Source organism: Stenotrophomonas sp. YJH_SMC_25 (assembly GCF_059369595.1).
In genome coordinates, this window is record NZ_JCAFSV010000018.1 from 16,484 (window position 1) to 38,704 (window position 22,221).

General features: G+C 67.0%; 22 protein-coding genes. 11 read left to right on the top strand and 11 right to left on the bottom strand.

The features are described 5' to 3' along the window. Nucleotides 1–155: 155 nt before the first annotated feature. From AC5P7E_RS18890 to AC5P7E_RS18900, 3 genes are all read right to left on the bottom strand, one after another. Nucleotides 156–923 carry a hypothetical protein gene (locus tag AC5P7E_RS18890; protein ID WP_099473840.1) on the bottom strand — a complete coding sequence of 256 codons (768 nt, stop codon included), beginning with the start codon at nt 921–923 and terminating at the stop codon, nt 156–158. Between the two features lie 312 nt (nt 924–1,235). Continuing rightward, complete coding sequence (locus tag AC5P7E_RS18895) at nt 1,236–2,027, bottom strand: ABC transporter permease (protein ID WP_005411568.1); 792 nt, start codon at nt 2,025–2,027, stop codon at nt 1,236–1,238. After that, entirely contained in the window at nt 2,024–2,992 is a 969-nt protein-coding gene (locus AC5P7E_RS18900) for an ABC transporter ATP-binding protein (RefSeq protein WP_005411567.1), read from the bottom strand. Before AC5P7E_RS18900 ends, AC5P7E_RS18895 begins: the two co-directional genes overlap by 4 nt. Nucleotides 2,993–3,076: 84 nt before the next feature. Between AC5P7E_RS18900 and AC5P7E_RS18905 the strand changes: the two genes are divergently transcribed. Continuing rightward, on the top strand, nt 3,077–3,826 hold the full coding sequence (locus AC5P7E_RS18905) for a ferredoxin--NADP reductase (protein WP_024958208.1): 750 nt from the start codon (nt 3,077–3,079) through the stop codon (nt 3,824–3,826). Nucleotides 3,827–3,939: 113 nt separating this feature from the next. Here the strand turns inward: AC5P7E_RS18905 and AC5P7E_RS18910 are convergent, their stop codons facing one another. The 3 genes from AC5P7E_RS18910 to AC5P7E_RS18920 form a co-directional block, all read right to left on the bottom strand. Then, nucleotides 3,940–5,109, bottom strand: coding sequence for a lytic polysaccharide monooxygenase (locus AC5P7E_RS18910; protein WP_099473838.1), 1,170 nt, complete (start codon nt 5,107–5,109; stop codon nt 3,940–3,942). A 178-nt stretch (nt 5,110–5,287) separates the two neighbouring features. Then, nucleotides 5,288–6,460 carry a lytic polysaccharide monooxygenase gene (locus tag AC5P7E_RS18915; RefSeq protein WP_099473836.1) on the bottom strand — a complete coding sequence of 391 codons (1,173 nt, stop codon included), beginning with the start codon at nt 6,458–6,460 and terminating at the stop codon, nt 5,288–5,290. 190 nt (nt 6,461–6,650) lie between these two features. After that, entirely contained in the window at nt 6,651–7,178 is a 528-nt protein-coding gene (locus AC5P7E_RS18920; protein ID WP_049403666.1) for a DUF1203 domain-containing protein, read from the bottom strand. 215 nt (nt 7,179–7,393) lie between these two features. Here AC5P7E_RS18920 and AC5P7E_RS18925 point away from each other — a divergent pair, with 215 nt between their 5' ends. From AC5P7E_RS18925 to AC5P7E_RS18940, 4 genes are all read left to right on the top strand, one after another. Further along, nucleotides 7,394–7,777 (top strand): GGDEF domain-containing protein, encoded by a 384-nt coding sequence (locus AC5P7E_RS18925; RefSeq protein WP_258870650.1) that lies wholly within the window; start codon nt 7,394–7,396, stop codon nt 7,775–7,777. Between the two features lie 68 nt (nt 7,778–7,845). After that, nucleotides 7,846–9,372, top strand: a complete 1,527-nt coding sequence (locus AC5P7E_RS18930; protein WP_099473834.1) for an alpha/beta hydrolase — start codon at nt 7,846–7,848, stop codon at nt 9,370–9,372. Beyond that, nucleotides 9,369–10,115, top strand: a complete 747-nt coding sequence (locus AC5P7E_RS18935; RefSeq protein WP_005411560.1) for an ABC transporter ATP-binding protein — start codon at nt 9,369–9,371, stop codon at nt 10,113–10,115. The genes AC5P7E_RS18930 and AC5P7E_RS18935 overlap by 4 nt, the downstream gene beginning before the upstream one ends. Further along, nucleotides 10,112–11,296 carry an ABC transporter permease gene (locus AC5P7E_RS18940; protein WP_012481564.1) on the top strand — a complete coding sequence of 395 codons (1,185 nt, stop codon included), beginning with the start codon at nt 10,112–10,114 and terminating at the stop codon, nt 11,294–11,296. Before AC5P7E_RS18935 ends, AC5P7E_RS18940 begins: the two co-directional genes overlap by 4 nt. Before the next feature lie 34 nt (nt 11,297–11,330). On the opposite strand, the gene AC5P7E_RS18945 is transcribed toward AC5P7E_RS18940, so the two are convergent. Together AC5P7E_RS18945 and AC5P7E_RS18950 are read right to left on the bottom strand one after the other, a co-directional pair. Beyond that, nucleotides 11,331–12,029, bottom strand: a complete 699-nt coding sequence (locus AC5P7E_RS18945; RefSeq protein ID WP_012481563.1) for a transposase — start codon at nt 12,027–12,029, stop codon at nt 11,331–11,333. A 100-nt stretch (nt 12,030–12,129) separates the two neighbouring features. After that, complete coding sequence (locus AC5P7E_RS18950) at nt 12,130–12,927, bottom strand: helix-turn-helix domain-containing protein (protein WP_076739702.1); 798 nt, start codon at nt 12,925–12,927, stop codon at nt 12,130–12,132. A 77-nt stretch (nt 12,928–13,004) separates the two neighbouring features. Here AC5P7E_RS18950 and AC5P7E_RS18955 point away from each other — a divergent pair, with 77 nt between their 5' ends. After that, a complete protein-coding gene (locus AC5P7E_RS18955) occupies nt 13,005–13,259 on the top strand; it encodes a hypothetical protein (RefSeq protein WP_059035827.1) in 255 nt (84 codons plus the stop codon). A gap of 82 nt (nt 13,260–13,341) precedes the next feature. On the opposite strand, the gene AC5P7E_RS18960 is transcribed toward AC5P7E_RS18955, so the two are convergent. Together AC5P7E_RS18960 and AC5P7E_RS18965 are read right to left on the bottom strand one after the other, a co-directional pair. Continuing rightward, the gene (locus tag AC5P7E_RS18960; protein WP_005414830.1) at nt 13,342–14,346 is read right to left on the bottom strand and encodes an energy transducer TonB; all 1,005 of its coding nucleotides are present in this window, start codon (nt 14,344–14,346) and stop codon (nt 13,342–13,344) included. A gap of 202 nt (nt 14,347–14,548) precedes the next feature. Further along, complete coding sequence (locus AC5P7E_RS18965; RefSeq protein WP_005411554.1) at nt 14,549–15,169, bottom strand: TIGR00645 family protein; 621 nt, start codon at nt 15,167–15,169, stop codon at nt 14,549–14,551. Nucleotides 15,170–15,281: 112 nt separating this feature from the next. Here AC5P7E_RS18965 and AC5P7E_RS18970 point away from each other — a divergent pair, with 112 nt between their 5' ends. The 4 genes from AC5P7E_RS18970 (at nt 15,282) to AC5P7E_RS18985 (ending at nt 21,087) form a co-directional block, all read left to right on the top strand. Next, a complete protein-coding gene (locus tag AC5P7E_RS18970; RefSeq protein WP_076739703.1) occupies nt 15,282–15,971 on the top strand; it encodes a glutathione binding-like protein in 690 nt (229 codons plus the stop codon). Between the two features lie 162 nt (nt 15,972–16,133). After that, nucleotides 16,134–18,359 carry a S9 family peptidase gene (locus AC5P7E_RS18975; RefSeq protein WP_076739704.1) on the top strand — a complete coding sequence of 742 codons (2,226 nt, stop codon included), beginning with the start codon at nt 16,134–16,136 and terminating at the stop codon, nt 18,357–18,359. 25 nt (nt 18,360–18,384) lie between these two features. Beyond that, nucleotides 18,385–18,900: a cytochrome c oxidase assembly factor Coa1 family protein gene (locus AC5P7E_RS18980; RefSeq protein ID WP_088912421.1), complete on the top strand. Its 516-nt coding sequence runs from the start codon at nt 18,385–18,387 to the stop codon at nt 18,898–18,900. Between the two features lie 387 nt (nt 18,901–19,287). After that, nucleotides 19,288–21,087 (top strand): DUF885 domain-containing protein, encoded by a 1,800-nt coding sequence (locus AC5P7E_RS18985; protein ID WP_005411550.1) that lies wholly within the window; start codon nt 19,288–19,290, stop codon nt 21,085–21,087. Nucleotides 21,088–21,258: 171 nt separating this feature from the next. On the opposite strand, the gene AC5P7E_RS18990 is transcribed toward AC5P7E_RS18985, so the two are convergent. Then, entirely contained in the window at nt 21,259–21,717 is a 459-nt protein-coding gene (locus AC5P7E_RS18990) for a hypothetical protein (protein ID WP_005411549.1), read from the bottom strand. Between the two features lie 184 nt (nt 21,718–21,901). Between AC5P7E_RS18990 and AC5P7E_RS18995 the strand changes: the two genes are divergently transcribed. Next, nucleotides 21,902–22,150: a hypothetical protein gene (locus tag AC5P7E_RS18995; RefSeq protein WP_005411548.1), complete on the top strand. Its 249-nt coding sequence runs from the start codon at nt 21,902–21,904 to the stop codon at nt 22,148–22,150. Nucleotides 22,151–22,221 lie beyond the last annotated feature (71 nt).

The window sequence follows — 22,221 nt, forward strand, 5'->3', positions numbered from 1 at the left end:
TCACCCCTGGGGGCTTAGCCGCGCCATCCATGGCGCGGATACCCCCGCGAGCCCATCGCACACGACCCCTGACAGTTTCCGGGTGCGGCCACCACGGAAAACAGATCAGGAGCGGAGGCGGGTCGCTCGCTGCGCTCGCTCGTGTAGAGCGGTGCTCAGGGCAGTTGTTCGCTGAAGTCTTCGGTGTAGCCCAACAGCAGTGTGGTGCGGGTGGCCAGGGTTGCAGCCAGTTTTGACCACGTGTCATGCGTTCCGGCCGCGTAGACGCGCTGCAGGTCCGCGACCAACGCATTTGCCTGTGCAGGCGACGGCGCGCTGTCGCGCTGGAAGCCGAGCCACGATGCGCCAAGCCCGAACAGGCGGTAGCCATGGTGCTCCTGCAGGTGCCGGATCAGGGCGTGATTCTGGAAGATGTCCCAGTCCGCGCTGAAGTAACCGTTGGGCAGGGCGGCGATCAGCAGGTCATCGCGGTCCACCGGCACCTGTTGCACGCAGACCACCTCGTCGACGATGAGGTCCGGCGTTGCATTGGCGGCGACCAGCGCCTCGATGTCCTCGTTGCTGCACATCAGCGTGCCCGCCAGCGCGCTCCATTCCAGCCGATGAGAGGAATGCTCGAGCTGCGCGACCACATGCGCCAGCAAACGCTCGCGTGCCGCCAATGCACCTTCGGGGGTTTCCGGATCTTCGTCCTCGTACAGCGCGATGCGCGCGTCGTCGGACGCATGCATGCTGGTGTAGCGGCATTGGCCGACATCATCGAGCGTGCACAGGTAGCGATACCGGGGATCAGCCGCGTGCCGCGAGGCCAGGTATTCCAGCACCTCATCCAGCGTGGGTGAATCGCCCAGCAACGCATGGCTGAAGGCATCGATGGGGCCGTCCGACACGGCCTTGTCCAATGGAATGGAAGTGATCTTCATCGCCACAGCCTAGCCGCAATCCCGAACGAAAAGAGCCGAGCATCGGCTTGGAACGCTTCATCCACGCATGGCGTGGATCCATCGTGTCGACCAAGGTCGACACCCACCAACAGCAGCGGCAATCTGTCGAAGGCGGGGTGGGTCCGGTTGCGGGGGTGTCCGCGGCATGGATGCCGCGGCCAAGCCCCCAGGATGGGTTTACGGCGTCCCCCGCAACCGGACCCAGCCCGCCATCCCCCGGCTAGTCAGCTTTTGCCGTTGAAGTTGACGTTGATTCAGCGGGTGCAGGGCCGCAGGCCCTGCAGGCAAAACTCAGCTGCGCATGCCCACGCCGCGACGCAGCAGCCACAGCGCCAACGCCGTCAGCACCACCACGAAACCGATCATCAGGCCGTAGGCCACCGGCAGCGGTACATCGCTGCTGCCCAGCAGGCCATAGCGGAACGCGTTGACCATGTAGAAGATCGGGTTGGCGTGCGTGGCCGCTTCGGCCCAGCCCGGCAGCAGCTTCACCGAATAGAACACGCCACCCAGGTAGGTCAGCGGGGTCAGGATGAAGGTCGGCACGATCGCCACGTCATCGAACTTCTTCGCATACACCGCGTTGATGAAGCCGGCCAGCGAGAAGATCGTCGCGCCCAGGATCACCGTGGTCAGCATCACCAGCGGGTGCGGGATGCGCACCGGGGTGAAGAACATCGCGATGATCAGCACGATCACGCCCACCATCAGGCCGCGCAGCACGGCGCCGGCCACGTAGCCCCACAGGATCACCCAGTTCGGCATCGGGCTGACCAGCAGTTCTTCCACGTGGCGGCCGAACTTGGCGCCAAAGAACGAGGAACTGATGTTGCCGTAGCTGTTCTGGATCACGCTCATCATCACCAGGCCCGGCACGATGAACTGCATGTAGGTGTAGCCCCCCATGTCACCCACGCGCGACCCGATCAGGTTGCCGAAGATCAGGAAGTACAGGGTCATGGTGATCGCCGGTGGCACCAGGGTCTGGCCCCAGATGCGCATGATGCGGGCGACTTCGCGGCGCACGATGGTCATCAGCGCGATGCGGTTGCGCTGGCCGTCGGTCAGCTCGGTGGTGCTCATGCAGGCTTCTCCAGGTTGCCGGTGAGGCGCACGAACAGCTCCTCCAGGCGGTTGCTCTTGGTACGCATCGAACGCACGCGGATACCGGCCTCGTTGAGCGTGGCGAACACGCGGTTGAGGTCCATTGCGCGCGGCATGTCGATGTCCAGCGTGTGCGGGTCCGGCGCGGTCAGCGTCGCACCTTCGATCACCGGCAGCTGTGCCGGCAGGTCACCGTCGATGTCCAGCAGGAAGCCCTCCACGTCCAGCTTGGCCAGCAGGGTGCGCATCGGCCCCTGCTCGACGATCTGGCCATGGTTGATGATCGCCAGGTGGCGGCACAGGTACTCGGCTTCTTCCAGGTAGTGCGTGGTAAGGATGATCGTGGTGCCTGCGGCATTGATCTCCTTCAGCACGCGCCACATGTCGCGGCGGATCTCGATGTCCACGCCGGCGGTCGGCTCGTCCAGGATCAGCAGGCGCGGGCGGGTCATCATCGCGCGGGCGATCATCAGCCGGCGCTTCATGCCGCCGGACAGCGTGCGGCTCATCACCTGCGCCTTTTCCCACAGGTGGGCGCGCTTCAGTTCCTCTTCGGCGCGCTGCTCGGCTTCCTCGCGCGGTACGCCATAGAAGCCAGCGTAGTTCACCAGGATGTCGAACGGCTTCTCGAACAGGTTGAAGTTGATTTCCTGAGGCACCAGCCCGATCAGGCGCATGGTGGCACTGCGGTTGCGCACCAGGTCGCTGCCGAACACTTCCACCTGGCCCTCGCTGAGGTTGACCAGGGAGCTGATGATGCCGATCAGGGTCGACTTGCCGGCGCCATTGGGGCCGAGCAGGGCGAAGAAGTCGCCCGGGGCCACTTCCAGGGAAACCCCCTTCAGGGCCTGGGTGCCGTTGTCGTAGGTCTTGCGCAGGTCGCGCACGCGCAGGGCGGGCGCCGTATCGTTCTGGGATGCCAAGCTCGAAGCCTTCGCGCCCATGGGCTGGCGCTGGAGAGGGGCGGGGAGGGGCTATTATAGAAGACCCCGAGGGCTTGCCCCGGCTACACACTGTCCCGAAAAGTCGTGCCTGTTCAATTCCCCCTCAAGCTGGTCGGCTGCCGCATGCTGGCCCCGACCGTCGGCCACTACCAGTTCGTGCGTGACGATGGGCAGCCGCTGGATTTCCAGCCCGGCCAGTTCATCCAGGTCCATTTCAGCTACGCCGACGGCACCGAAACCAAGCGCAGCTACTCGCTGGCGACCATCCACGACCACGCGCTGGGCCCAGGCGAGGCGGTGGATATCGCCGTCAGTTTCGTGCCCGGTGGCGCCGCCACGGCCCTGTTCGAGGCACTGGAGCAGGGCGGCCAGATCAGTGCGTCCGGCCCCTATGGCCGGTTCTGCCTGAATCCCGGTGACCACAACGCCCGTTACCTGCTGATCGCCACCGGTACCGGCGTTACCCCGTACCGCTCGATGCTGCCGCTGCTGGAAAAGGCCATGGCCGAACGCGGTGTGCAGATCGTGCTGTTGCAGGGCGCGCGCAGCCCGGGCGAACTGCTGTACAGCGAAGATTTTTACAGCTTCGCCGAAAAGCACCCGAACTTCCGTTATGTTCCGTGCCTGTCGCGTGAACTCCCGGCTGATCCGCACCCGGACGTACAGCACGGCTATGTGCAGCAGGCGCTGGCCGGCTTCACGCCGGACCCGGCCACCGACATCGCCTACCTGTGCGGCAACCCGGACATGGTCGATGCCTGTGCCGAGCTGCTGAAGGCCGCCGGCCTGGGCAACCCGCAGATCCGCCGCGAGAAGTACGTCAGCAGCAAGTAAGTCAGGGTAGTGCCGGCCGCTGGCCGGCAGCCCCACGAACCCTGGTAGTGCCGGCCGCTGGCCGGCAACTCCAAGAACCGGAGGCGGCGCCACGCCGCCCCCGGTGCCCTGCCTCAGTACGCGACCCAGGCATCGCGCCAGGCGAAACCGGTGCCCGGGCGATAGGCATCGGCGTTGATGTTGCACCACGCACCCTCCGGGAACGGCCGGCAGGCGTAGAGCTTGCCGTCGGTGCCCTTGACCACGGTTTCGCCCGGCGTGTAGCTGCCGATACCGGCCGGATACACGAAGTCGTAGTCGTCACCCGGCGGCGGATCGACCGGATCGACCGGGCCCGGCAGGCGGGTATCGATCTGGAACAGGTTGCCCGGCTTCAGGTAGACGCGGTTCTCGGTGGCCGAGGCGACCGGCGTGATCACGCCGTTCCTCATCACGCCCACACGCGCCTGCTGTGCACTGGCGTTGACCTTGCGGGCCAGCGCCAGCGGCCACTGGTTCGCAGCGGTCTGGCCTGCGGCCAGGGTGATCTCCGGACGCTCCAGATCATTGCCCTGGGCGTTGAACACGCGCAGCGTCAGGGTGGTGCCTTCTTCCAACGCACCGCGGGCGGTGACCGGGCCGGCGTCCTGCCACTGCGGCGGCGGTTCAACGCCACCACCGCCTTCGAAGCGCACGTCCGCGCAGGTATAGAACGCTTCACCGGAATCCGAGCGTTGCCAGGTGTTGTAGATGATGTGCTGGCCGCTGCGCTTGGGCAGCGGGCAATCCAGCTTGTAGACGTCGCCGGAGACCGGCACGTTGCCCAGCGTGCAGAATTCCTGCAGGTCGGCCCAGCGCAGCGGGCTGCCCGGCTGCCAGCCGTCGCGGGTGACGTAGAACTTCCACTCGCGGGTAGCATGCGGCGCCGGTGCCTTGAACTCGAAGGTGTAGCGCCCGCGCGAATCGGCGCGGATCGGCGAGGTCGGCCAGTCACTGCGGTTCAGATCGAGGCCGCGGTACTTGCTGTTGCCGCCGCTGCACAACTCGCCATCTGGAACCACCGCTTGATGGTTGCCGTTGGCGTTGGCCTGGTTGACACCGGCCCAGTCGTAGAACGGCTGGGCGCCGCCGATGGCCTTGGCGGCGGCGCAGGCCGGGTTGGTCGGATTCTCCGGATTGCCCTCGTGGCACTGCTTCACGCGGCTGAGCGGCTTGGACAGGGTGCCGTGGCCGAAGGCGTTGCCGGACAGTGCCAGGCCGACAACGGCGGACAGTGCGAGGACGGCCCGATGGGACAGGTGCATGCAGGAACTCCTTTGCGAAGTGTTGGAAACCTCGCGGAGTCTTCCCATGTAGCCGCCATATGCCCATCAGACAAGTTTGAAAGGCTGCTGGGTTCCTCTGTTTCTGCAACGCGCGCCCCACTGCGCGGCAGGGGAGCCAGGAGGCGGTGTGATGTGCACCGCCTCCCACATCACTGCGTCAGTACGCGATCCACGCATCGCGCCAGGCCGCGCCCACGCCCGGCCGGTAGGCCTCGGCATTGACGTTGCACCATGCACCCTCCGGGAACGGGCGGCAGGCATACAGCTTGCCGTCGCTGCTCTTCACCACGGTCTGGCCCGGCACATAGCTGCCGATGCCCGCCGGGTACACGTGGTCGAAATCACCACCCGGCGATGGCGTACCCGGGTCCGGCACCTGGGTATCGAGCTGGAAGCGGTTGCCGTCCTTCAGGTACACGCGATTGTCGGTGGCCGACGCCGACGGCGTGATCACGCCATTGGCAAGCACGCCCACGCGCGCATGCCGGGCACTGGCATTGACCTTGCGGGCCAGCGCCAAGGGCCATTGCGCGGCCGAGGTCTGGCCGCTGGTCAGCGTCGCTTCCACACGTTCGACATCGTTGCCGCTGGCATTGAACACGCGCAGTGCCAGCGTCGTACCGACCGGCAATTCACCGCGGGCGGTGACCGGGCCGGCATCCTGCCATTGCGGTGCCGGCGTCGTACCACCGCCGCTGCCCTCAAAGCGTACGTCCATGCAGGTGTAGAACGCTTCGGTCGAATCCGAGCGCTGCCAGGTGTTGTAGATCACATGCTGGCCGGTGCGCTGCGGCAGCGTGCACTGCAGCTTGTAGGTGCCATCGGCAGAGAGCGGTGTATTGCCCAGCGTGCAGAACTCCTGCAGGTCGGCCCAACGCAACGGGCTGCCCGGTTGCCAGCCGTCGCGGGTGACGAAGAAGCGCCAGTCGCGCGTGGCGTGCGGCGCGGTTGCCTTGAACACGAAGGTGAACTTGCCATTGGCATCGGCGTGGATCGGCGTGGTCTGCCAGTCACTGCGGTTCACGTCCAGGCCGCGGAAGGTGGCATTGTCGCCGCTGCACAGCTTGCCGTCGGGCACCACCGCCTGATGGTTGCCGTTGGCGTTGGCCTGGTTGATGCCGTTCCAGTCGTAGAACGCCTGCGATCCGCCCACCGCTTTCGCGGCAGCGCAGGCCGGGTTGGTCGGGTTCTCCGGATTGCCCTGGAAACAGGCATAGACGCGGCTGACCGGCGTGGTCATGGTGCCGTGGGCGAACGCGTTGCCGGCCAGGCACAGGCCTGCAGCGGCGAACGAGGTGGCCAGCAGCAGCGGTGTGGATCGGAATGACATGGCGCTTCCTTGTGGTCGTCGAAAGAGAGCGGTGACCGCAGAGTTGCGCTGCGCGGCGGACTTTCGGCGGCACCATGGCGAGTATCGAGTTGCGGTGCCGGGTGCGGAACCATGGAAATGCTGATCCGTGACTGTGGGTGTGAAGCCCTTCCCGCGGGCTTCACGTGGGCCTGAACGGATGCGCTGGCGATCACGTGTCCGGCGTGGCAACGATCACGTCGTGGAGATCCGGCCATGTCGGTGTCATGCCGACGCGATCCGCCTGGCACGAGAAGCAGCCGTGGGCCGCGTTGTGCAGCTGCACGAAGGCCACGGCAGGGTCGGCAAACAGCGCGTCCAGCCGAGCGCCGACATCCGTGCCTGCGCTGATCTCGGCGGCCAGCATCAATGCAGCCTGGTCATAGGCGCGCAACGAGATCATCCGGCGCTGCACATACGGGGGCACCTCGCCTGGCGGCAGCACGCAACGGGTCACGCCACGCTGTACGAAGATCGGGCCCGAGGCGTGATACGGCGAGTGCAGGGGCAGGTGCACATGGGACAACAGCAGCAGCTCGCTGCCACCGGGCGGATCGCTCAGGCTGATCCGGCAGGGGTGTCCTCCTGATTCGCCGGCCCAGCGACGCCGGATGCCCAGCGCAGCCAGCGCGGTGTCGCTCTTTTCGAACAGGTGCAGGAACGGGCGGTGGTCGATGCCACCGAGGTACCACGCATGCATGGGCGTCTCCTTGGTTTTCCGCGGATTCTGCGCAGGCACCGGCCGCCGTGCTCGCCGTTTTCAGACCCCGCATCTCATCGGGCCCGGCAGCGCCACGGGGATCGCAGCACAAGGCGCCAAGATGCGCGCGCCGCCCCGGCCGATGAGCGCCCCATGTCCCTGGATTTCCCCACCCTCACCGCGCTTGGCTTCCTGCTCTGCATCGCTGGGGCCATCTGGCCGGAGACGAGGTACTGCGCCACTTCGCTGCATTGATGCAGCACGGTTTGCAGGGCCATGACACGCAGCTGGGCCGCTACGGTGGCGAGGAGTTCGTGCTGGTGCTGGCCGGCAGCACGCAGGCGGAAGCGATGGCGCGGGCTGCGGCGATCCGTACCGTTCTGCAGCAGAAGCCGGCGCGGCTGGCCACCGGGCCGGTGACGTTCACTGCCAGCATCGGCCTGGCGATGGACGACGGCCAGGGCGAGCTGTCCACGCTGCTGGCAGCGGCAGACGCGGCGCTGTACCGGGCCAAGGCCGCCGGCCGCGATCGCCTGGCCTGCGCCACGCCGGCGGAGATTTCGCGTCTGCCCATCGCCGACGACGCCGTGCCCGTGTAAGTTGAGTCACATCTTCCGCGGCAGCCCGTCGTGGTTGCCAGGAACGTCCTCCAGGGGAAACGAGCACGATGCAAAGACACCACCTCGCGTTGGCCGCAGTGTTGGCCAGCCTGATGCTTGCCGGTTGCAGCCAGTCACCGTCACCCGGCGCCGAAGGCGCCAGCGATGCACCCAGCCGCCGTTTCGGCACGATCGACTTCCAGCCCTGCACGCTGTCCACGGTAGGTGCCGGTGCCAACGTGGAAGCGCAGTGCGCCACCCTGCAGGTGCCGGAGGACCGGGCCCAGCCCGCTGGCCGGCGCATCGGCCTGCGCATCGCCTGGCTGGAATCGGGCAGCAGCGGCTCCAGCCAGCCCGACCCGGTGTTCTTCCTGGTCGGTGGCCCCGGCCAGGCCGCCAGCGAAGTGGCCGTCATCGTCGATACCGCGCTGCGCCAGGTGCGCAAGCAGCGGGACATCTTCCTGGTCGACCAGCGCGGCACCGGCGGCTCCAACCCGCTCAGCTGCCTCGGCGCGGACGGAAAGGAACTGCCGATGGACGAGGACGCGGCGCCCTCCGAGGCCTTGCTGCGCGACTATGCCCAGCGATGCGCGGCTTCCCTGCAGGGACGTGCGGACGCACGTTTCTACACCACCACCGAAGCCATTGCCGACCTGGACGCGGTCCGCCAGGCCTTGGGCGTGGACCGGGTCAATCTGATCGGTGCGTCCTACGGCACCCGCGTGGCCCAGCGCTATGCGGGTACATATCCACAGCACACCCGCAGCATCGTCATCGATGGCGTGGTGCCGAATGAGCTGGTGGTGGGCGGCGATTTCGCCAGAACGTTCGAAGACGCGATCGCCCTGCAGTCGGCGCAGTGCCGCAAGGACGCTGCCTGCAGCAGGCGCTTCCCGACCGATACCCGTGCGCAGCTGCGTAGCGTGGTCGAGACCCTGCGCCGTGCACCGGTTCCGGTCGAGTATCGCGATCCCGGCACCTACGACACCCGCAAGGATGTGCTGACACCGGACAGCGTGGTGGGCCTGGCGTTTGCGTTTTCCTACGTACCCCAGTACGCCTCATTGCTGCCGCTGGTTCTTGATGAAGCCGCGCACGGCCGCTACGCGCCGCTCGCCTCGTTGGCGCGCGGTGCGAACCGCAGCATGGATTTCCAGATCAACCGTGGCATGCACTGGTCGGTGATCTGCAGCGAAGACGCGCCGCGCTACCAGGCGCCGGCCGAGGATCCCGGGCGCCTGTTCGGCAACGACGTGGCAAGTTCCTTCTTTGCCGCCTGCCCGGCATGGCCGCACCGGCCGGCACCGGCAGCCAATGCCGTGCCGCTGCGCAGTGACGTACCGGCGCTGCTGTTGTCTGGTGAACTGGACCCGGTGACCCCGCCGCGCTATGCCGAGCAGGTCCTCAAGGGCCTGCCCAATGGACGCGCGCTGGTTGCCCGTGGCCAGGGCCACGGCACGCTGACCGCCGGCTGCATGCCGCGCCTGCTTGGCCAGTTCATCGACACGACCGATGCCAAGGCGCTGGATGCCGGCTGCCTGGACACGCTGAGCTACGTGCCGGCGTTCACCTCGTTCAACGGATGGGAACCATGATCGTCGCCGACAACCTGCACAAGGCCTTCGACACCCGCACCGGCCGTATCCAGGCCGTGTCCAACGTCGGCTTCCGCGCCGAGGATGGCCGCATCACCGGCCTGCTGGGGCCCAATGGTGCCGGCAAGACCACCACCATGCGCATGCTGTACACGCTGATGACCCCCGACCAGGGCAGCATCAGCGTCGATGGTGTCGATGCTGCGCGCAATCCGGTGGAAGTGCGTCGCCATCTCGGCGTGCTGCCCGACGCGCGTGGCGTCTACAAGCGCCTGACCGCGCGTGAGAACATCGCCTACTTCGGCGAACTGCATGGCCTGTCGGCCGAGCGCATCCGCGAGCGCATCGAGGTGCTGTCGCACGCGCTGGACATGGGGGACATCCTCGACCGCCAGACCGATGGCTTCTCGCAGGGCCAGCGCACCAAGACCGCGATCGCCCGCGCACTGGTGCACGACCCGCGCAACGTCATTCTCGATGAACCGACCAACGGCCTGGACGTGATGACCACCCGCGCACTGCGCCGCTTCCTGCTGGGCCTGCGCGAAGAAGGCCGCTGCGTGATCCTGTCCAGCCACATCATGCAGGAGGTGGCTGCGCTGTGCGATCACATCGTGATCATCGCCAAGGGCACGGTGATGGCCGCCGGCAGCGCCGATGAACTGCGCGCGCAGTCCGGCGAATCCAACCTGGAGGATGCGTTCGTGAAACTGATCGGCAGCGAAGAGGGCCTGCACGCATGAGCATGATGTCGACCCTGATGACGGTGATGCGCAAGGAGCTGCGTGACCTGTCGCGCGACCGGCGTACGCTGGCGCTGACCCTGCTGTTCGGGCCGCTGCTGTACCCGCTGCTGATCCTGGGCATGGGCAAGCTGTCCGAAAGCCGCGTGCGCACGCAGATCGAGCAGCCGCTGCAGATTCCCACCATCGGCGCCGAACATGCGCCGAACCTGGTGCGCTTCCTGGCTGCCCAGGGCCTGAATACCGCTGCTGCGCCGAAGGACCTGGCCGAGGCCATCCGTTCGCAGGACATCGACGTGGCGCTGCGCATCAGCCCGGACTTCGGCAGGGACTGGGCCGATGGCAAGCCGGCGCTGGTGGAGGTGATCAGTGACAGCACACGACGTGCCGCCGAGGTGCCCACTGCGCGCCTGCAGGCGGCGTTGGCCACGTACAACGGCCAGGTAGGGGCGCTGCGGCTGATGGCGCGGGGCATCGACGCCCAGGTCGCACGGCCGCTGGACGTGGCCAGCCAGGACATGGCCAGTGCCGAAGCCAAGCGTGGCCTGATGCTGTCGGCGTTGTTGCCGATCCTGCTGACCCTCACCTCGTTCCTCGGTGGTGCCTATCTGGTAATGGACACCACCGCCGGCGAGCGTGAGCGGCAGTCGCTGGAGCCGCTGCTGGCCACGCCGGGGTCGCGCAGTGCCATTGTCAGCGGCAAGATCGCCGCCGCCTGCATGGTCGGCTTTGCGTCGCTGCTGTTGACCCTGGCCGCGTTCAAGGTGAGCGCGCAGATCGCCCCCGGCAACATTGGCCGCCAGCTCAACATGAACATCATGGCGATGGTGCAGATGCTGCTGGTGATGCTGCCGATGCTGCTGATCGGCACCTCGCTGCTGACCTTCCTGGCCGCAGCGGCCAAGAGCATGAAGGAAGCGCAGAGCCACATGACCTGGTTGATGCTTCTGCCGATGCTGCCGGGCTATGCGCTGATCGCCTACCCGGTGAAAAGCCAGCTGTGGCAGTACGCCGTGCCGTTCCTGTCGCAGAACCAGATGCTGCTGAAGGTGATCCGCCACGAGACCATCACACCCGCGGTCTGGGCCATCTACCTCGGCGCCAGCCTCGGCCTGGCCGCCGTGTTGTGGTTCGCCGCCGTGCGCCGTTATCACAACGAGCGCCTGGCCATCTCCGGCTGACCGCAAAAAGGGGACGGAGGGGATTAAGTCGTTTCTAACCCTCCGCCCCCTTCTTCTGAGGGCGCCCCCGCTTGCGCAGCATCACGGGGCGACCCAGCGTCCGTTCCACCATTCGCAGGTAGGCTGCATTTCCCAACGGATGCTGCCCGGCACTGTGCGCACGGATTGCCGGCAGGTCAGCGGACGCGTTCATGTCCTGCAGAAACTCCGCATAGAGCATTCCCCGCTGTCGCTGGGTCTGGGCGAGCGCCTGGAATGCGGGATGTTCCGTCAGCATCGGATCGTGGCGCCGCTGCAGGTTTCCATGCACGCTCGACCATGGGTGATCTTCCGGGGCGGCAGTCATGCCTGCACGAACCGGATTGAGTTCGATGTAGCGATAGACGCTGAGCAGATAGGCGTCGCTGTCCACCATCGAAGAATGGAAGCGGCCCTGCCAGAGCGGTCCGCTGCGCTGATGCCGCTGATTGAACGCCTGGACATAGTTGTTGCCCTGCATCCGCATCGCATTCGCCAAGCCAACACGCGTGGAAGGTGTGGCCAACAGATGAACGTGATTGCCCATCAATACGTAGGCATGCAGTGCGACCTGATGCTTCAGGAACGCGCTGTGCAACAGGTGCAGAAACAGCTGACGGTCGATATCGTCAACGAAGATCGCCCCCTTGTTCACACCGCGCTGGGTTACGTGGTACGGCTGTTCGGCCAACATCAGGCGTGCTTGTCGAGGCATGGCAGTTCGGGGCTTCAAGAATTCATCAGACTGCCGCCTCCGTGACCTTGAAGGGCATCAGGCGATGCCGCGAGATGGCGTGGGGGAGGGCAGAAGCGACTTAATCCCCTCCGTCCCCTTTTCCATACCGCGCAGGCGTCACCCCCATCTCGCGCTTGAACACGGCGATGAAGGCGCTGGGCGTGTCGTACCCCATCGACAGCGCGACGCTGATCACCGGCTCGCCGGACAGCAGGCGTGGCAGCGCCAGCAGCACCCGCAGGCGTTGCCGCCACTGGCTCAGCGTCATGCCGGTCTCGGCCAGCCAGTGGCGGGCCAGGCTGCGGCCGGACAGGCCACTGCTGGCGGCCCAGTCCTCGACGCTGCGGTTGTCGTGCGGCGCGCGAGCCAGCGCGGCGGCGATCCGGCCCAGGCGCCGGTCACGCGGTTGTGGCAGGGCCAGCGGCAGCGGCGTGCTGGCGGCAATCTCATCGGCGATCACGCCGGCCAGGCGTGCCTGCGCAGCATCCAGTGGCGCATGGGGCCATTGCAGCGCACGTGCTGTCGCCGCCTGCAGCAGCGCATTGGGCTGGAAGATGCGTGGTGTGGCGGGCAGACCCAGGCAGGCCTCCGCGTTGAAGTACAGGCTCCAGCCATTGAACCCGTCTGCGCCCAGCAGCGCGTGGGGCAGCAACGGCGGTATCCAGGCGACGTGACCTGCGGGCAGCAGCCAGTGCAGGTCGTCGGCGGCGATCCGCAGCAGCCCCTGGTACGCACCCAGCAGCTGCCCACGCGCATGTCGGTGGCGGGCCGTGCGACGCTTGCCGAGCTGGTGCAGCCGGGCCGCCAGCACCGACGGTCCATCGGTGGCATCGGCCAGCGCGGGGGCGAGCAATGCGGCGGTTGTCTGATCTGCCATATCGATTGGCAGTTATACGGCAGAAACGTCGCCTCCGGGCCCCGACACTGGGGCCCACTTCAACGGAGCGCTTCCCCATGCAGCCACACGACATCCTCCCCGACCATCAGAACGACGTGCAGGTGAACGGCCTCACCGTGCGCAAGGGCAGTGTCGGCGCCTTCCTGGCCAGCGTCCGTGACTGGCAGGATCCCGCCAGCGATGTTGCCACCCGTTCCGCTGCGGAAGCCGACCTGCGTGCGCTGCTGCCGGGCCTGCACGCGCTGGGCCTGTTCCAGGTGCTGACGGCGCGCGATCCGGCACTGCAACACCTGATCGATGGAGTGGCCTGAAACGGACAAGGCCCGGACATGCCGGGCCTTGGCGTCATTGCAGGGGCAGAAACGACTTAATCCCCTCCGTCCCCTTTTTCGTTCAGTTGTTGCCCGGCGCGAACACCAGCGTACGGCGGGTGGTCACCGGCGCGCTGACCGGCTCGAAGCGCCAACGCTTGACCGCGTTCAGGGCTTCACGGTCGAACACGCGTCCCGGCGTCGCGCGCAGCACGCGAGCGTTCACCACCGAGCCGTCAGTGCCGACGGTGATCTCCACCAGCACTTCGCCGGAGGTTCCCGAACGCAGCGCTTCGCCCGGATAGCGCGGCGCCGGTGTGCTGACCGGGCGCAGGGTGGGCGCTGCCGGTGCGGCGGCCTGGCGTGCGGCGCTGGCCTGCTGGGCGGCAGCCTGCTGCTGCTTCTGCTCGGCCTCGCGGCGGGCGGCGGCCTGGCGCTCGGCTTCCTGGCGCTCGTTGTCGCGGCGCGCGGCATCCTGCTGCGCGGCAATCTGCTTGGCGGCGTCGGCTTCCTTGGCGCGCTGCTCGCTCAGGCGCTGCTGCTCGGTCTGCTGCTTGCTGCGGTCCTCGGCGTCCTTCTTGGCCTTCTCGGCTTCCGCTTCGGTGCGCTTGGCTGCGTTCTGCACGCCCTTGGCCAGTCCGTCCTTCAGGCGCGGCAGGGCCGGCGCGGATGCATCCACCTTCTCGATCAGTGCCACCAGGCGCTGCGCTTCGGTGTAGTCCTCGCGGCCCAGGTGTTGCTCGGCGGCGATCAGGGTGTACGGCAGCAGGTCGGTCAGTGCGCTCTTCACCGAGGCGTCGTCCGGCGTCTTGTCACGCAGGGCGAGGTAGTACTCGATGGCGTTGTCGCCGGCCGGTGCATACATGCGGTTCTCGCGCAGCGCCTGGCTGGCCGACTCGCGCAGCTGCTCGGTGCCCATGGACTGCACCTTGGCAGCAACCGCCGGTGCGGCGGGTGCGGCAGCGGCAGGCGCCGTGGCGGCAGCAGGCGCTGCGGATTCTTCCTTGCCCGAGCAGGCGGCCAGTGCCAGTGCCAGGGCAACCGGCAGCCACCGGCGCGCGGCGGTGATCGTTGAGACGTGCGACATCCTGCTCCCCTCTAGAAGACGACGTGACGTAAATCATTGATACGCATGGCCGGGACCTGCGGTCCGGGCGCGGCAGGGTGACGTTTCCCGACGCCACCGCCGGCAACGGCGAGGGTGCAATCTAGCATCCCGGCCACCGCCGCGCACAAGGGACGGTGGCCGGAATGGGGCAGCGGCGGTCAAGCCGCTGGTGGAGGCGACCTCAGTGGTCGTGTGCCTTGTCGTGCGACTTGCTGTGGCTGTTGGACATCAGCTTGTCGGTCCAGGCGATGCCGATCGCCGACAGGATGAACACGCAGTGGATGATGGTCTGCCACAGCACGCCATCCTGGGTCAGCATCGAGCAGCGGGCGACACCGATGTTGGCAGCGGCCACGCTCATCTGCTCCGGCGTGCACAGCGGGATGCCGCCCAGCGCACCGCTGGCGATGAAGGTCTTCAGCAGATGGATCGAGGAGATGCCGATGATCGCCATCGCCAGCTTCACCTTCAGCACGCTGGCGTTGACGTGGCTCAGCCATTCCGGCTGGTCCGGGTGGCCTTCCAGGCGCAGGCGCGAGACGAAGGTCTCGTAGCCGCCGACGATCACCATCACCAGCAGGTTGGAGATCATCACCACGTCGATCAGGCCCAGCACGATCAGCATGATCTGCTGCTCGCCCATCGACACCGAGTGCGAGATCAGGTGCCACAGTTCCTTGCCGAACAGGAACACGTAGACGCACTGCGCCACGATCAGGCCCAGGTACAGCGGCAGCTGCAGCCAGCGTGAGGCGAAGATCAGCGTGGACAGGGGGGAGAGCGGCGGGCGGTTTGCACTCATGCGAGGGATGCTGCGTTGCGGGGGAGAGGCGAGGTTACCGGCCCGCCATGACGGTGCCAACCCAACTCACGCACTAGACTTCAGGTTCCTTTCCGCACCCCGAGCCGCCGCCATGATCGACCTGTATTACTGGCCCACCCCGAACGGCCACAAAGTGACCCTGCTGCTGGAAGAAACCGGCCTGGAATACCGCATCCACCCGGTCAACATCGGCTCGGGCGACCAGTTCAAGCCGGAATTCCTGGCGATCTCGCCGAACAACAAGATGCCGGCCATCGTCGACCAGGCACCGGCCGATGGCGGTGCTCCCCAGAGCGTGTTCGAGTCCGGCGCGATCCTGCTGTACCTGGCCGAGAAGACCGGCCGCTTCCTGCCCAGCGACCCCCGCGGCCGCGTCACCACCCTGGAGTGGCTGTTCTGGCAGATGGCCGGCCTGGGCCCGATGAGCGGCCAGATGGGCCACTTCAACGTATACGCGCCTGAAAAGATGCCGTATGCCATCGAGCGCTATGACAACGAAGTGCGCCGCCTGCATGGGGTGATGGACAAGCGCCTGGCCCAGCACGCCTTCCTGGCCGGCGACGAGTACACCATCGCCGACATGGCCAGCTACCCGTGGATCGGCGCCTACGACAAGCTGCCGGTGGATTTCACCGCGTTCCCGAACCTCAAGCGTTGGCATGAAGCCATTGCCGCACGCCCGGCCACCCAGCGGGCCTATGCCCTGCGCCAGCAGGTGAACCCCAACGCCGGCAAGCCGCTCAGCGACGAAGAGCGCAAGCACCTGTTCGGCCAGCGCTGACCGCCTCGGGGTCGGATCCCTTTGCAGCGCGAAGGGCTCTGACCCCAGCACCGCGGCATGGGCAGAAGGTCATGCTGCCTTCCCGCACGGGCTTGGTTAGGATGGGGGACGACCGCTCCGCGTCCATCGCGGGGGCGGACCTGCCGTTTGCCGGGATCCTCCATGCGCCACCTGTTCGCTTCGCTCGCCCTCATGCTCGCCACCAGTACCGCCGCCCACGCTGAAAAGCTGACCCTGGAAGCCATCACCGGCCCGTTGCCGTTGTCCGGCCCAACCCTGATGAAGCCGAAGGTGGCGCCCGACGGTTCGCAGGTCAGCTTCCTGCGCGGCAAGGACAGCGACCGCAACCAGCTGGACCTGTGGACCTACGACATCGACAGTGGCCAGACCCGGTTGCTGGTTGATTCCAAGGTGGTGCTGCCCGGCACCGAGACCCTCAGCGACGAGGAGAAGGCCCGCCGCGAGCGCCAGCGCATCGCCGCGATGACCGGCATCGTCGATTACCAGTGGTCGCCGGACGCGCAGCGCCTGCTGTTCCCGCTGGGCGGCGAGCTGTACCTGTACGACCTCAAGCAGCAGGGCCAGGCGGCGGTGCGCCAGCTGACCCATGGTGAAGGCTTCGCCACCGACGCCAAGCTGTCGCCCAAGGGCGGCTTCGTCAGCTTCATCCGCGGCCGCAACCTGTGGGTGATCGACCTGGCCAGCGGCAGGCAGCTGCAGCTGACCCGCGACGGCAGCACCACCATCGGCAACGGCGTTGCCGAGTTCGTCGCCGATGAAGAAATGGACCGCCACACCGGCTACTGGTGGGCACCGGACGATTCGGCCATCGCCTTCGCCCGCATCGACGAGGCACCGGTGCCGGTGCAGAAGCGCTACGAGGTCTACGCCGACCGCACCGATGTGATCGAACAGCGTTACCCGGCCGCCGGCGACGCCAACGTGCGCGTGCAGCTGGGCGTGATCGCACCGGCTTCCGGCGCGCAGCCGCGCTGGGTCGATCTGGGCAAGGAACAGGACATCTACCTGGCCCGCGTGGACTGGCGCGATGCGCAGCACCTGAGCTTCCAGCGCCAGTCGCGTGACCAGAGGCAGCTGGACCTGGTGGAAGTGGCACTCGATTCCAACCGCCAGCGCGTGCTCGCCCACGAGACCAGCCCGACCTGGGTGCCGCTGCACAACAGCCTGCGCTTCCTCGATGACGGCAGCGTGCTGTGGTCGTCCGAGCGCACCGGCTTCCAGCACCTGTACCGCATCGACAGCAAGGGCAAGGCCACCGCGCTGACCCACGGCAACTGGCCGGTAGACGAGCTGCTGGCGGTCGATGAAAAGGCTGGCAAGGCCTACTTCCGCGCCGGCATCGAGACCTCGCGCGAAAGCCAGATCTACGCGGTGTCGCTGCAGGGCGGTGAGCCACAGCGCCTGTCGAAGGCGCCGGGCATGCACAGCGCCAGCTTCGCCCGCAACGCCAGCGTCTACGTGGACAGCTGGTCCAACAGCACCACGCCGCCGCAGATCGAACTGTTCCGCGCCAATGGCGAGAAGATCGCCACCCTGCTCGAGAACGACCTGGCCGATCCCAAGCATCCGTATGCGCGCTACCGCGATGCGCAGCGCCCGGTGGAGTTCGGCACGTTGATGGCTGCCGACGGCAAGACCCCGCTGAACTACAGCCTGATCAAGCCGGCCGGCTTCGATCCGTCCAAGCGCTACCCGGTGGCCGTGTACGTCTATGGTGGCCCGGCCAGCCAGACCGTCACCGACAGCTGGCCCGGCCGTGGCGACCACCTGTTCAACCAGTACCTGGCCCAGCAGGGCTACGTGGTGTTCTCGCTGGACAACCGTGGCACCCCGCGCCGTGGCCGCGACTTCGGTGGTGCGCTGTATGGCAAGCAGGGCACGGTGGAAGTGACCGACCAGCTGCGCGGCGTGGCCTGGCTGAAGCAGCAGCCATGGGTGGACCCGGCGCGCATCGGCGTGCAGGGCTGGTCCAACGGCGGCTACATGACCCTGATGCTGCTGGCCAAGGCTTCGAACCAGTACGCCTGTGGCGTGGCCGGTGCGCCGGTGACCGACTGGGGCCTGTACGACAGCCATTACACCGAACGCTACATGGACCTGCCGGCGCGCAATGAAGCGGGTTACCGCGAAGCGCGCGTGCTGACCCATATCGATGGCCTGCGCTCGCCGCTGCTGCTGATCCACGGCATGGCCGACGACAACGTGTTGTTCACCAATTCGACCAGCCTGATGAGCGCGTTGCAGAAGCGTGCACAGCCGTTCGAGCTGATGACCTACCCGGGTGCCAAGCATGGCCTGTCCGGCGCCGATGCCCTGCATCGCTACCGCGTGGCCGAAGCCTTCCTGGGACGTTGCCTCAAGCCCTGATCCAGCAACGGGAAGGAGCCCGCCGATGACCCTGCCACCGCCGATTCCCGCCCATGACCCGGCATCCGCCGGTTGGTGGTGCCGCCACTGGCGCTGGGCGATGCCGTTGACGGTGGTGCTGGTGCTGGGTGGTGCAGGGGGTGTGGTGACCTGGAGCGTGCTGCGCTGGAGCGAGGCGGCACGCGAGAGCCCGCCGATGCGCGAGGCGCTGCGGCGGGCGGGCTGCAGTATTGAACTGGTGGAAGCGTTCGGTGAGCCGTTGAACATCGAGTCGATGCCGCTGGGCAGCATGCAGACTGCGATCAACGGCCAGCGTGATGTCGGCCTGACCGTAGCCCTCGAAGGACCGCATGCGCACGGGCGGTTGTTCGTGCAGGGTACCCGTCGCGATGACGTGTGGGACTACCCGGTGATGTACGTGTTGGGCGAGGACAAGCAGACCTTCGACCTGACGGCGCTGGATGACGACGAGGCCGCGCAGGAGTGTGAGCTGAAGGCCTGCCGTGATCGCGGCGAATGCCCGCTGACCGCCGTGCTCTGACCTCCGAGCGCAGGCGACTGCGGGACGTCGACTGGGTAGAGTCGACTGTCAGTCGACTGCTCTTCGATCAGACAGCGAAAAACCCCGCGCTGCGCGCGATGGTCGACCGGGGTAGAGTCGACTGTCAGTCGACTGCTCTTCGATCAGACAGCGAAAACCCCCGCGCTGCGCGCGATAGTCGACCGGGTAGAGTCGACTGTCAGTCGACTGCTCTTCGATCAGGTAGCGAAACCCCGCGCTGCGCGCGATAGTCGACTGACAGTCGACTCTACTCCCGCCAGGTTTCCGCAGAGCCCGGCTGCACAACCAGCCCGCCATGACTTCCCACCGATTGTCGCCATCGCCGTGAGCGCGTAGGGTGCGGGCAACCCTTTGCTGGAGTGTCCCATGAAGCCGATTGCGCTCGCCGTTGCCCTGGCCCTGACTGCCGCACCGCTGCTGTCCGCACCACCGGCGCTGGCGGCACCCTCCGCCAAGGCCGCCACCCCGGCCAGCCCGGCCTGGGTCGCCCGCAGCAATGCGCTGGCGCAGATTCTGCTGGACGCCCAGGGCCCGTTCCAGCCGGAGGAAACCGGCTTCTTCGGCGTGCCCGGCTACGACGACAAGGTGGCCGATCTCGGCCCGGACAACGGCAAGCGCTACCGCGCTGCCATGGCCAAGGCACGTGACGAACTGAAGGCAAAGCTGGCCGTCGAGAAGGATCCCAATGTCCGCCAGGACTTGGAAATCATGATCCACGCCGCCAGCCAGAACATCGAAGGCAGCGAGCTCAACGAGAAGTACCTGCTGCCGTGGAGCGATGCGCCGCAGACCGTGTTCAGCGGCCTCAACCTGCTGCTGTCCGACCAGGTGCCGGCCGAGCGCCGGGCCAAGGCGGTCGACCGCCTCAAGGCCTATGCCGGCCTGCAGCCGGGCGGCACCGCCTTCACCACGCTGGCGCGCCAGCGCTACGAGGAACGGCTGAAGGACAGCAGCCTGTTGCAGCCGACGAAGATTGAAGTGCAGCAGTCGCTGGACAACGTCGAGACCTACATCACCGGTATCGAGTCGCTGCTGAAGAAGTACCAGATTGCCGGCGCCGATGAAGCAATGAAGGCGCTGGCCGGGCAGATGAAGGACTACGCCGCCTGGACCCGCAAGGAGGTACTGCCGAAGGCACGTGCCGACGCACGCCTGCCGGCGCCGTTGTACGCCTACCAGCTCAAGCAGGTCGGCATCGACATCGACCCGAAGCTGCTGATGCAGCGCGCGCAGCTGGAGTTCATGGAAACCCGCTCGGCGATGCAGCAGCTGGCACCGCTGGTGGTGAAGGACAAGGGGCTGAAGGTGGCCGACCCGAGCGATCCGGTGGCGGTGATCCGCGCGCTGAAGGCCGACAAGATCGCCGACGACCATCTGGAAGGTCACTACCGCAAGGTGATCGATGCGATCGATCCGCTGATCCGCGAGCACGCCATCGTCGACGTGCCCAAGCGCGCCATGCAGATGCGCCTGGGCTCGGCCGCCGAGAGTGCGGCCAGCCCGGCTCCGCACTTCCTGCCGGCCCCGCTGGTCAACAACACCGGGCAGCAGGGCACCTTCGTGCTGCCGCTGGGCAACCCGGCAGCGGGCCCGGGCGCGCAGTACGACGACTTCAACTTCGGTGCGGCAGCATGGACGCTGAGCGCGCATGAAGGCCGCCCCGGCCACGAGCTGCAGTTCACCGCGATGGTCGAGCGTGGTGTGTCGCTGGCACGCACCATGTTCGCGTTCAATTCGGTGAACGTGGAAGGCTGGGCGCTGTACGCCGAAGCCGAGATGGTGCCGTACGAGCCGTTGGACGGGCAGATGATCGCCCTGCAGTTCCGCCTGCTGCGCGCCGCGCGCGCGATGCTCGACCCGATGCTCAACCTCGGCCTGACCGACCGTGCCAACGGCGAGCGCGTGCTGATGGAGCAGGTCGGCCTGTCCAAGGCGATGGCCACCCAGGAACTGGACCGCTACATGGTGCGGATGCCGGGCCAGGCCGGTAGCTACTTCTACGGCTACACCCGCATCCTGGAACTGCGCATGCAGACGGAACTGGCGCTGGGTGCGAAGTTCGACCGCCTGGCGTTCAACAACTTCCTGCTCGACCAGGGCCTGCTGCCGCCGGACCAGCTGGCCGACGCGGTGAACAAGGTATTCGTGCCGAAGTACAAGCGCTGAACACCCTCCGGTAGTGCCGGCCGCTGGCCGGCAACCGGTGTTGGTAGATGCCGACCTTGGTCGGCGCTGTGGGTTCGTGCCAACCAAGGTTGGCACCCACCAGAGCGATGTGTTGGCTGTTGCAGGGATGTGCCGGCCAGCGGCCGGCACTACCCCGGTGACGCTGCTGCGTCACCGCTGCGGGGTAATCACCTGTGTCGGCAACCGCGCCGGCGGTGCCGGATTCGGCACCCAGATCGCGACGCCCGCGGCGCGCTTCTGCGTGGTCGGAATCCCGATGCCGACGCCACCACCGACGTGCGAGCCGAACGTGCCCGCGCCCACCGACATGCCTACCGGCGAACCGCTGCTGCCCACGCCCATCAGCACCACGCCGTTGGCGCCCAGCGCTGCGGCTTCACGCTTCAGGCGGGCCACGGCGGCGTCGGTCTGGCCCTGGGTGCCGAAGCCGACGGCGGAAGACGATTCCAGCTGGGCGATTTCCTGGGAGCCGGCCGGTGGCGTCGAATAGATCTGCACCAGCGCCGGATCGATCGGTGCGCGCGCGCGGCCCAGCATCACCTTGGAGGTGCTGGCACAGCCGGCGGCGACCAGCAGCGTGGCCGCCAACGCGGCCCAACGGATGTTCATGGCACTTCCCCTGCAGGACTGGTTGCGATGATCGGCGGGCCACTCTGAATCGGCGCCAACACCCGGGCCGGGGCACGCACGACAGCACGCTAGCACGGGCCGGGTGACAGCCCCGCCAATGGCAGTAGGCGGCGGCAACGGGAACGATTATGGTGGGGCCAGGAACCAACTGCGGGAGAGCGGCATGGGTGTGATCAGTCTGTTGTGGGGCGTATTGGCGCTGTTGTGGATGATCCTGGCGTTGATTCCGCTGCTGGGCTGGGGCAACTGGTTCCTGATCCCGTTCGCCGCGGTCGGTGCGGTCATCGCCGCGCTGGGCATCCTGTTCACCCACCCGAGCAAGCGTGGCCGGGCGTGGGCCGGGTTGGTCCTGAACGGTATCGTGGTGGTGGTCGGCATCCTGCGTCTTGGCCTGGGCGGCGGCGTGGTCTGAGCCCGGTCCCGGGTGCGACAGGGCGTCGCAGGCACACGGCCGATGGCCGGGCGGGGGCGTACAATGAATGG

Bases quoted from the DNA above. Each gene is read 5' to 3' on its own strand.
- AC5P7E_RS18990 (WP_005411549.1), bottom strand. From the start codon at position 21,717: ATGAACATCCGTTGGGCCGCGTTGGCGGCCACGCTGCTGGTCGCCGCC.
- AC5P7E_RS18915 (WP_099473836.1), bottom strand. From the start codon at position 6,460: ATGTCATTCCGATCCACACCGCTGCTGCTGGCCACCTCGTTCGCCGCT.
- AC5P7E_RS18920 (WP_049403666.1), bottom strand. From the start codon at position 7,178: ATGCATGCGTGGTACCTCGGTGGCATCGACCACCGCCCGTTCCTGCAC.
- AC5P7E_RS18930 (WP_099473834.1), top strand. From the start codon at position 7,846: ATGCAAAGACACCACCTCGCGTTGGCCGCAGTGTTGGCCAGCCTGATG.
- AC5P7E_RS18965 (WP_005411554.1), bottom strand. From the start codon at position 15,169: ATGAGTGCAAACCGCCCGCCGCTCTCCCCCCTGTCCACGCTGATCTTC.
- AC5P7E_RS18950 (WP_076739702.1), bottom strand. From the start codon at position 12,927: ATGGCAGATCAGACAACCGCCGCATTGCTCGCCCCCGCGCTGGCCGAT.
- AC5P7E_RS18895 (WP_005411568.1), bottom strand. From the start codon at position 2,027: ATGAGCACCACCGAGCTGACCGACGGCCAGCGCAACCGCATCGCGCTG.
- AC5P7E_RS18960 (WP_005414830.1), bottom strand. From the start codon at position 14,346: ATGTCGCACGTCTCAACGATCACCGCCGCGCGCCGGTGGCTGCCGGTT.
- AC5P7E_RS18890 (WP_099473840.1), bottom strand. From the start codon at position 923: ATGAAGATCACTTCCATTCCATTGGACAAGGCCGTGTCGGACGGCCCC.
- AC5P7E_RS18980 (WP_088912421.1), top strand. From the start codon at position 18,385: ATGACCCTGCCACCGCCGATTCCCGCCCATGACCCGGCATCCGCCGGT.
- AC5P7E_RS18985 (WP_005411550.1), top strand. From the start codon at position 19,288: ATGAAGCCGATTGCGCTCGCCGTTGCCCTGGCCCTGACTGCCGCACCG.
- AC5P7E_RS18945 (WP_012481563.1), bottom strand. From the start codon at position 12,029: ATGCCTCGACAAGCACGCCTGATGTTGGCCGAACAGCCGTACCACGTA.
- AC5P7E_RS18955 (WP_059035827.1), top strand. From the start codon at position 13,005: ATGCAGCCACACGACATCCTCCCCGACCATCAGAACGACGTGCAGGTG.
- AC5P7E_RS18900 (WP_005411567.1), bottom strand. From the start codon at position 2,992: ATGGGCGCGAAGGCTTCGAGCTTGGCATCCCAGAACGATACGGCGCCC.
- AC5P7E_RS18940 (WP_012481564.1), top strand. From the start codon at position 10,112: ATGAGCATGATGTCGACCCTGATGACGGTGATGCGCAAGGAGCTGCGT.
- AC5P7E_RS18975 (WP_076739704.1), top strand. From the start codon at position 16,134: ATGCGCCACCTGTTCGCTTCGCTCGCCCTCATGCTCGCCACCAGTACC.
- AC5P7E_RS18970 (WP_076739703.1), top strand. From the start codon at position 15,282: ATGATCGACCTGTATTACTGGCCCACCCCGAACGGCCACAAAGTGACC.
- AC5P7E_RS18910 (WP_099473838.1), bottom strand. From the start codon at position 5,109: ATGCACCTGTCCCATCGGGCCGTCCTCGCACTGTCCGCCGTTGTCGGC.
- AC5P7E_RS18935 (WP_005411560.1), top strand. From the start codon at position 9,369: ATGATCGTCGCCGACAACCTGCACAAGGCCTTCGACACCCGCACCGGC.
- AC5P7E_RS18995 (WP_005411548.1), top strand. From the start codon at position 21,902: ATGGGTGTGATCAGTCTGTTGTGGGGCGTATTGGCGCTGTTGTGGATG.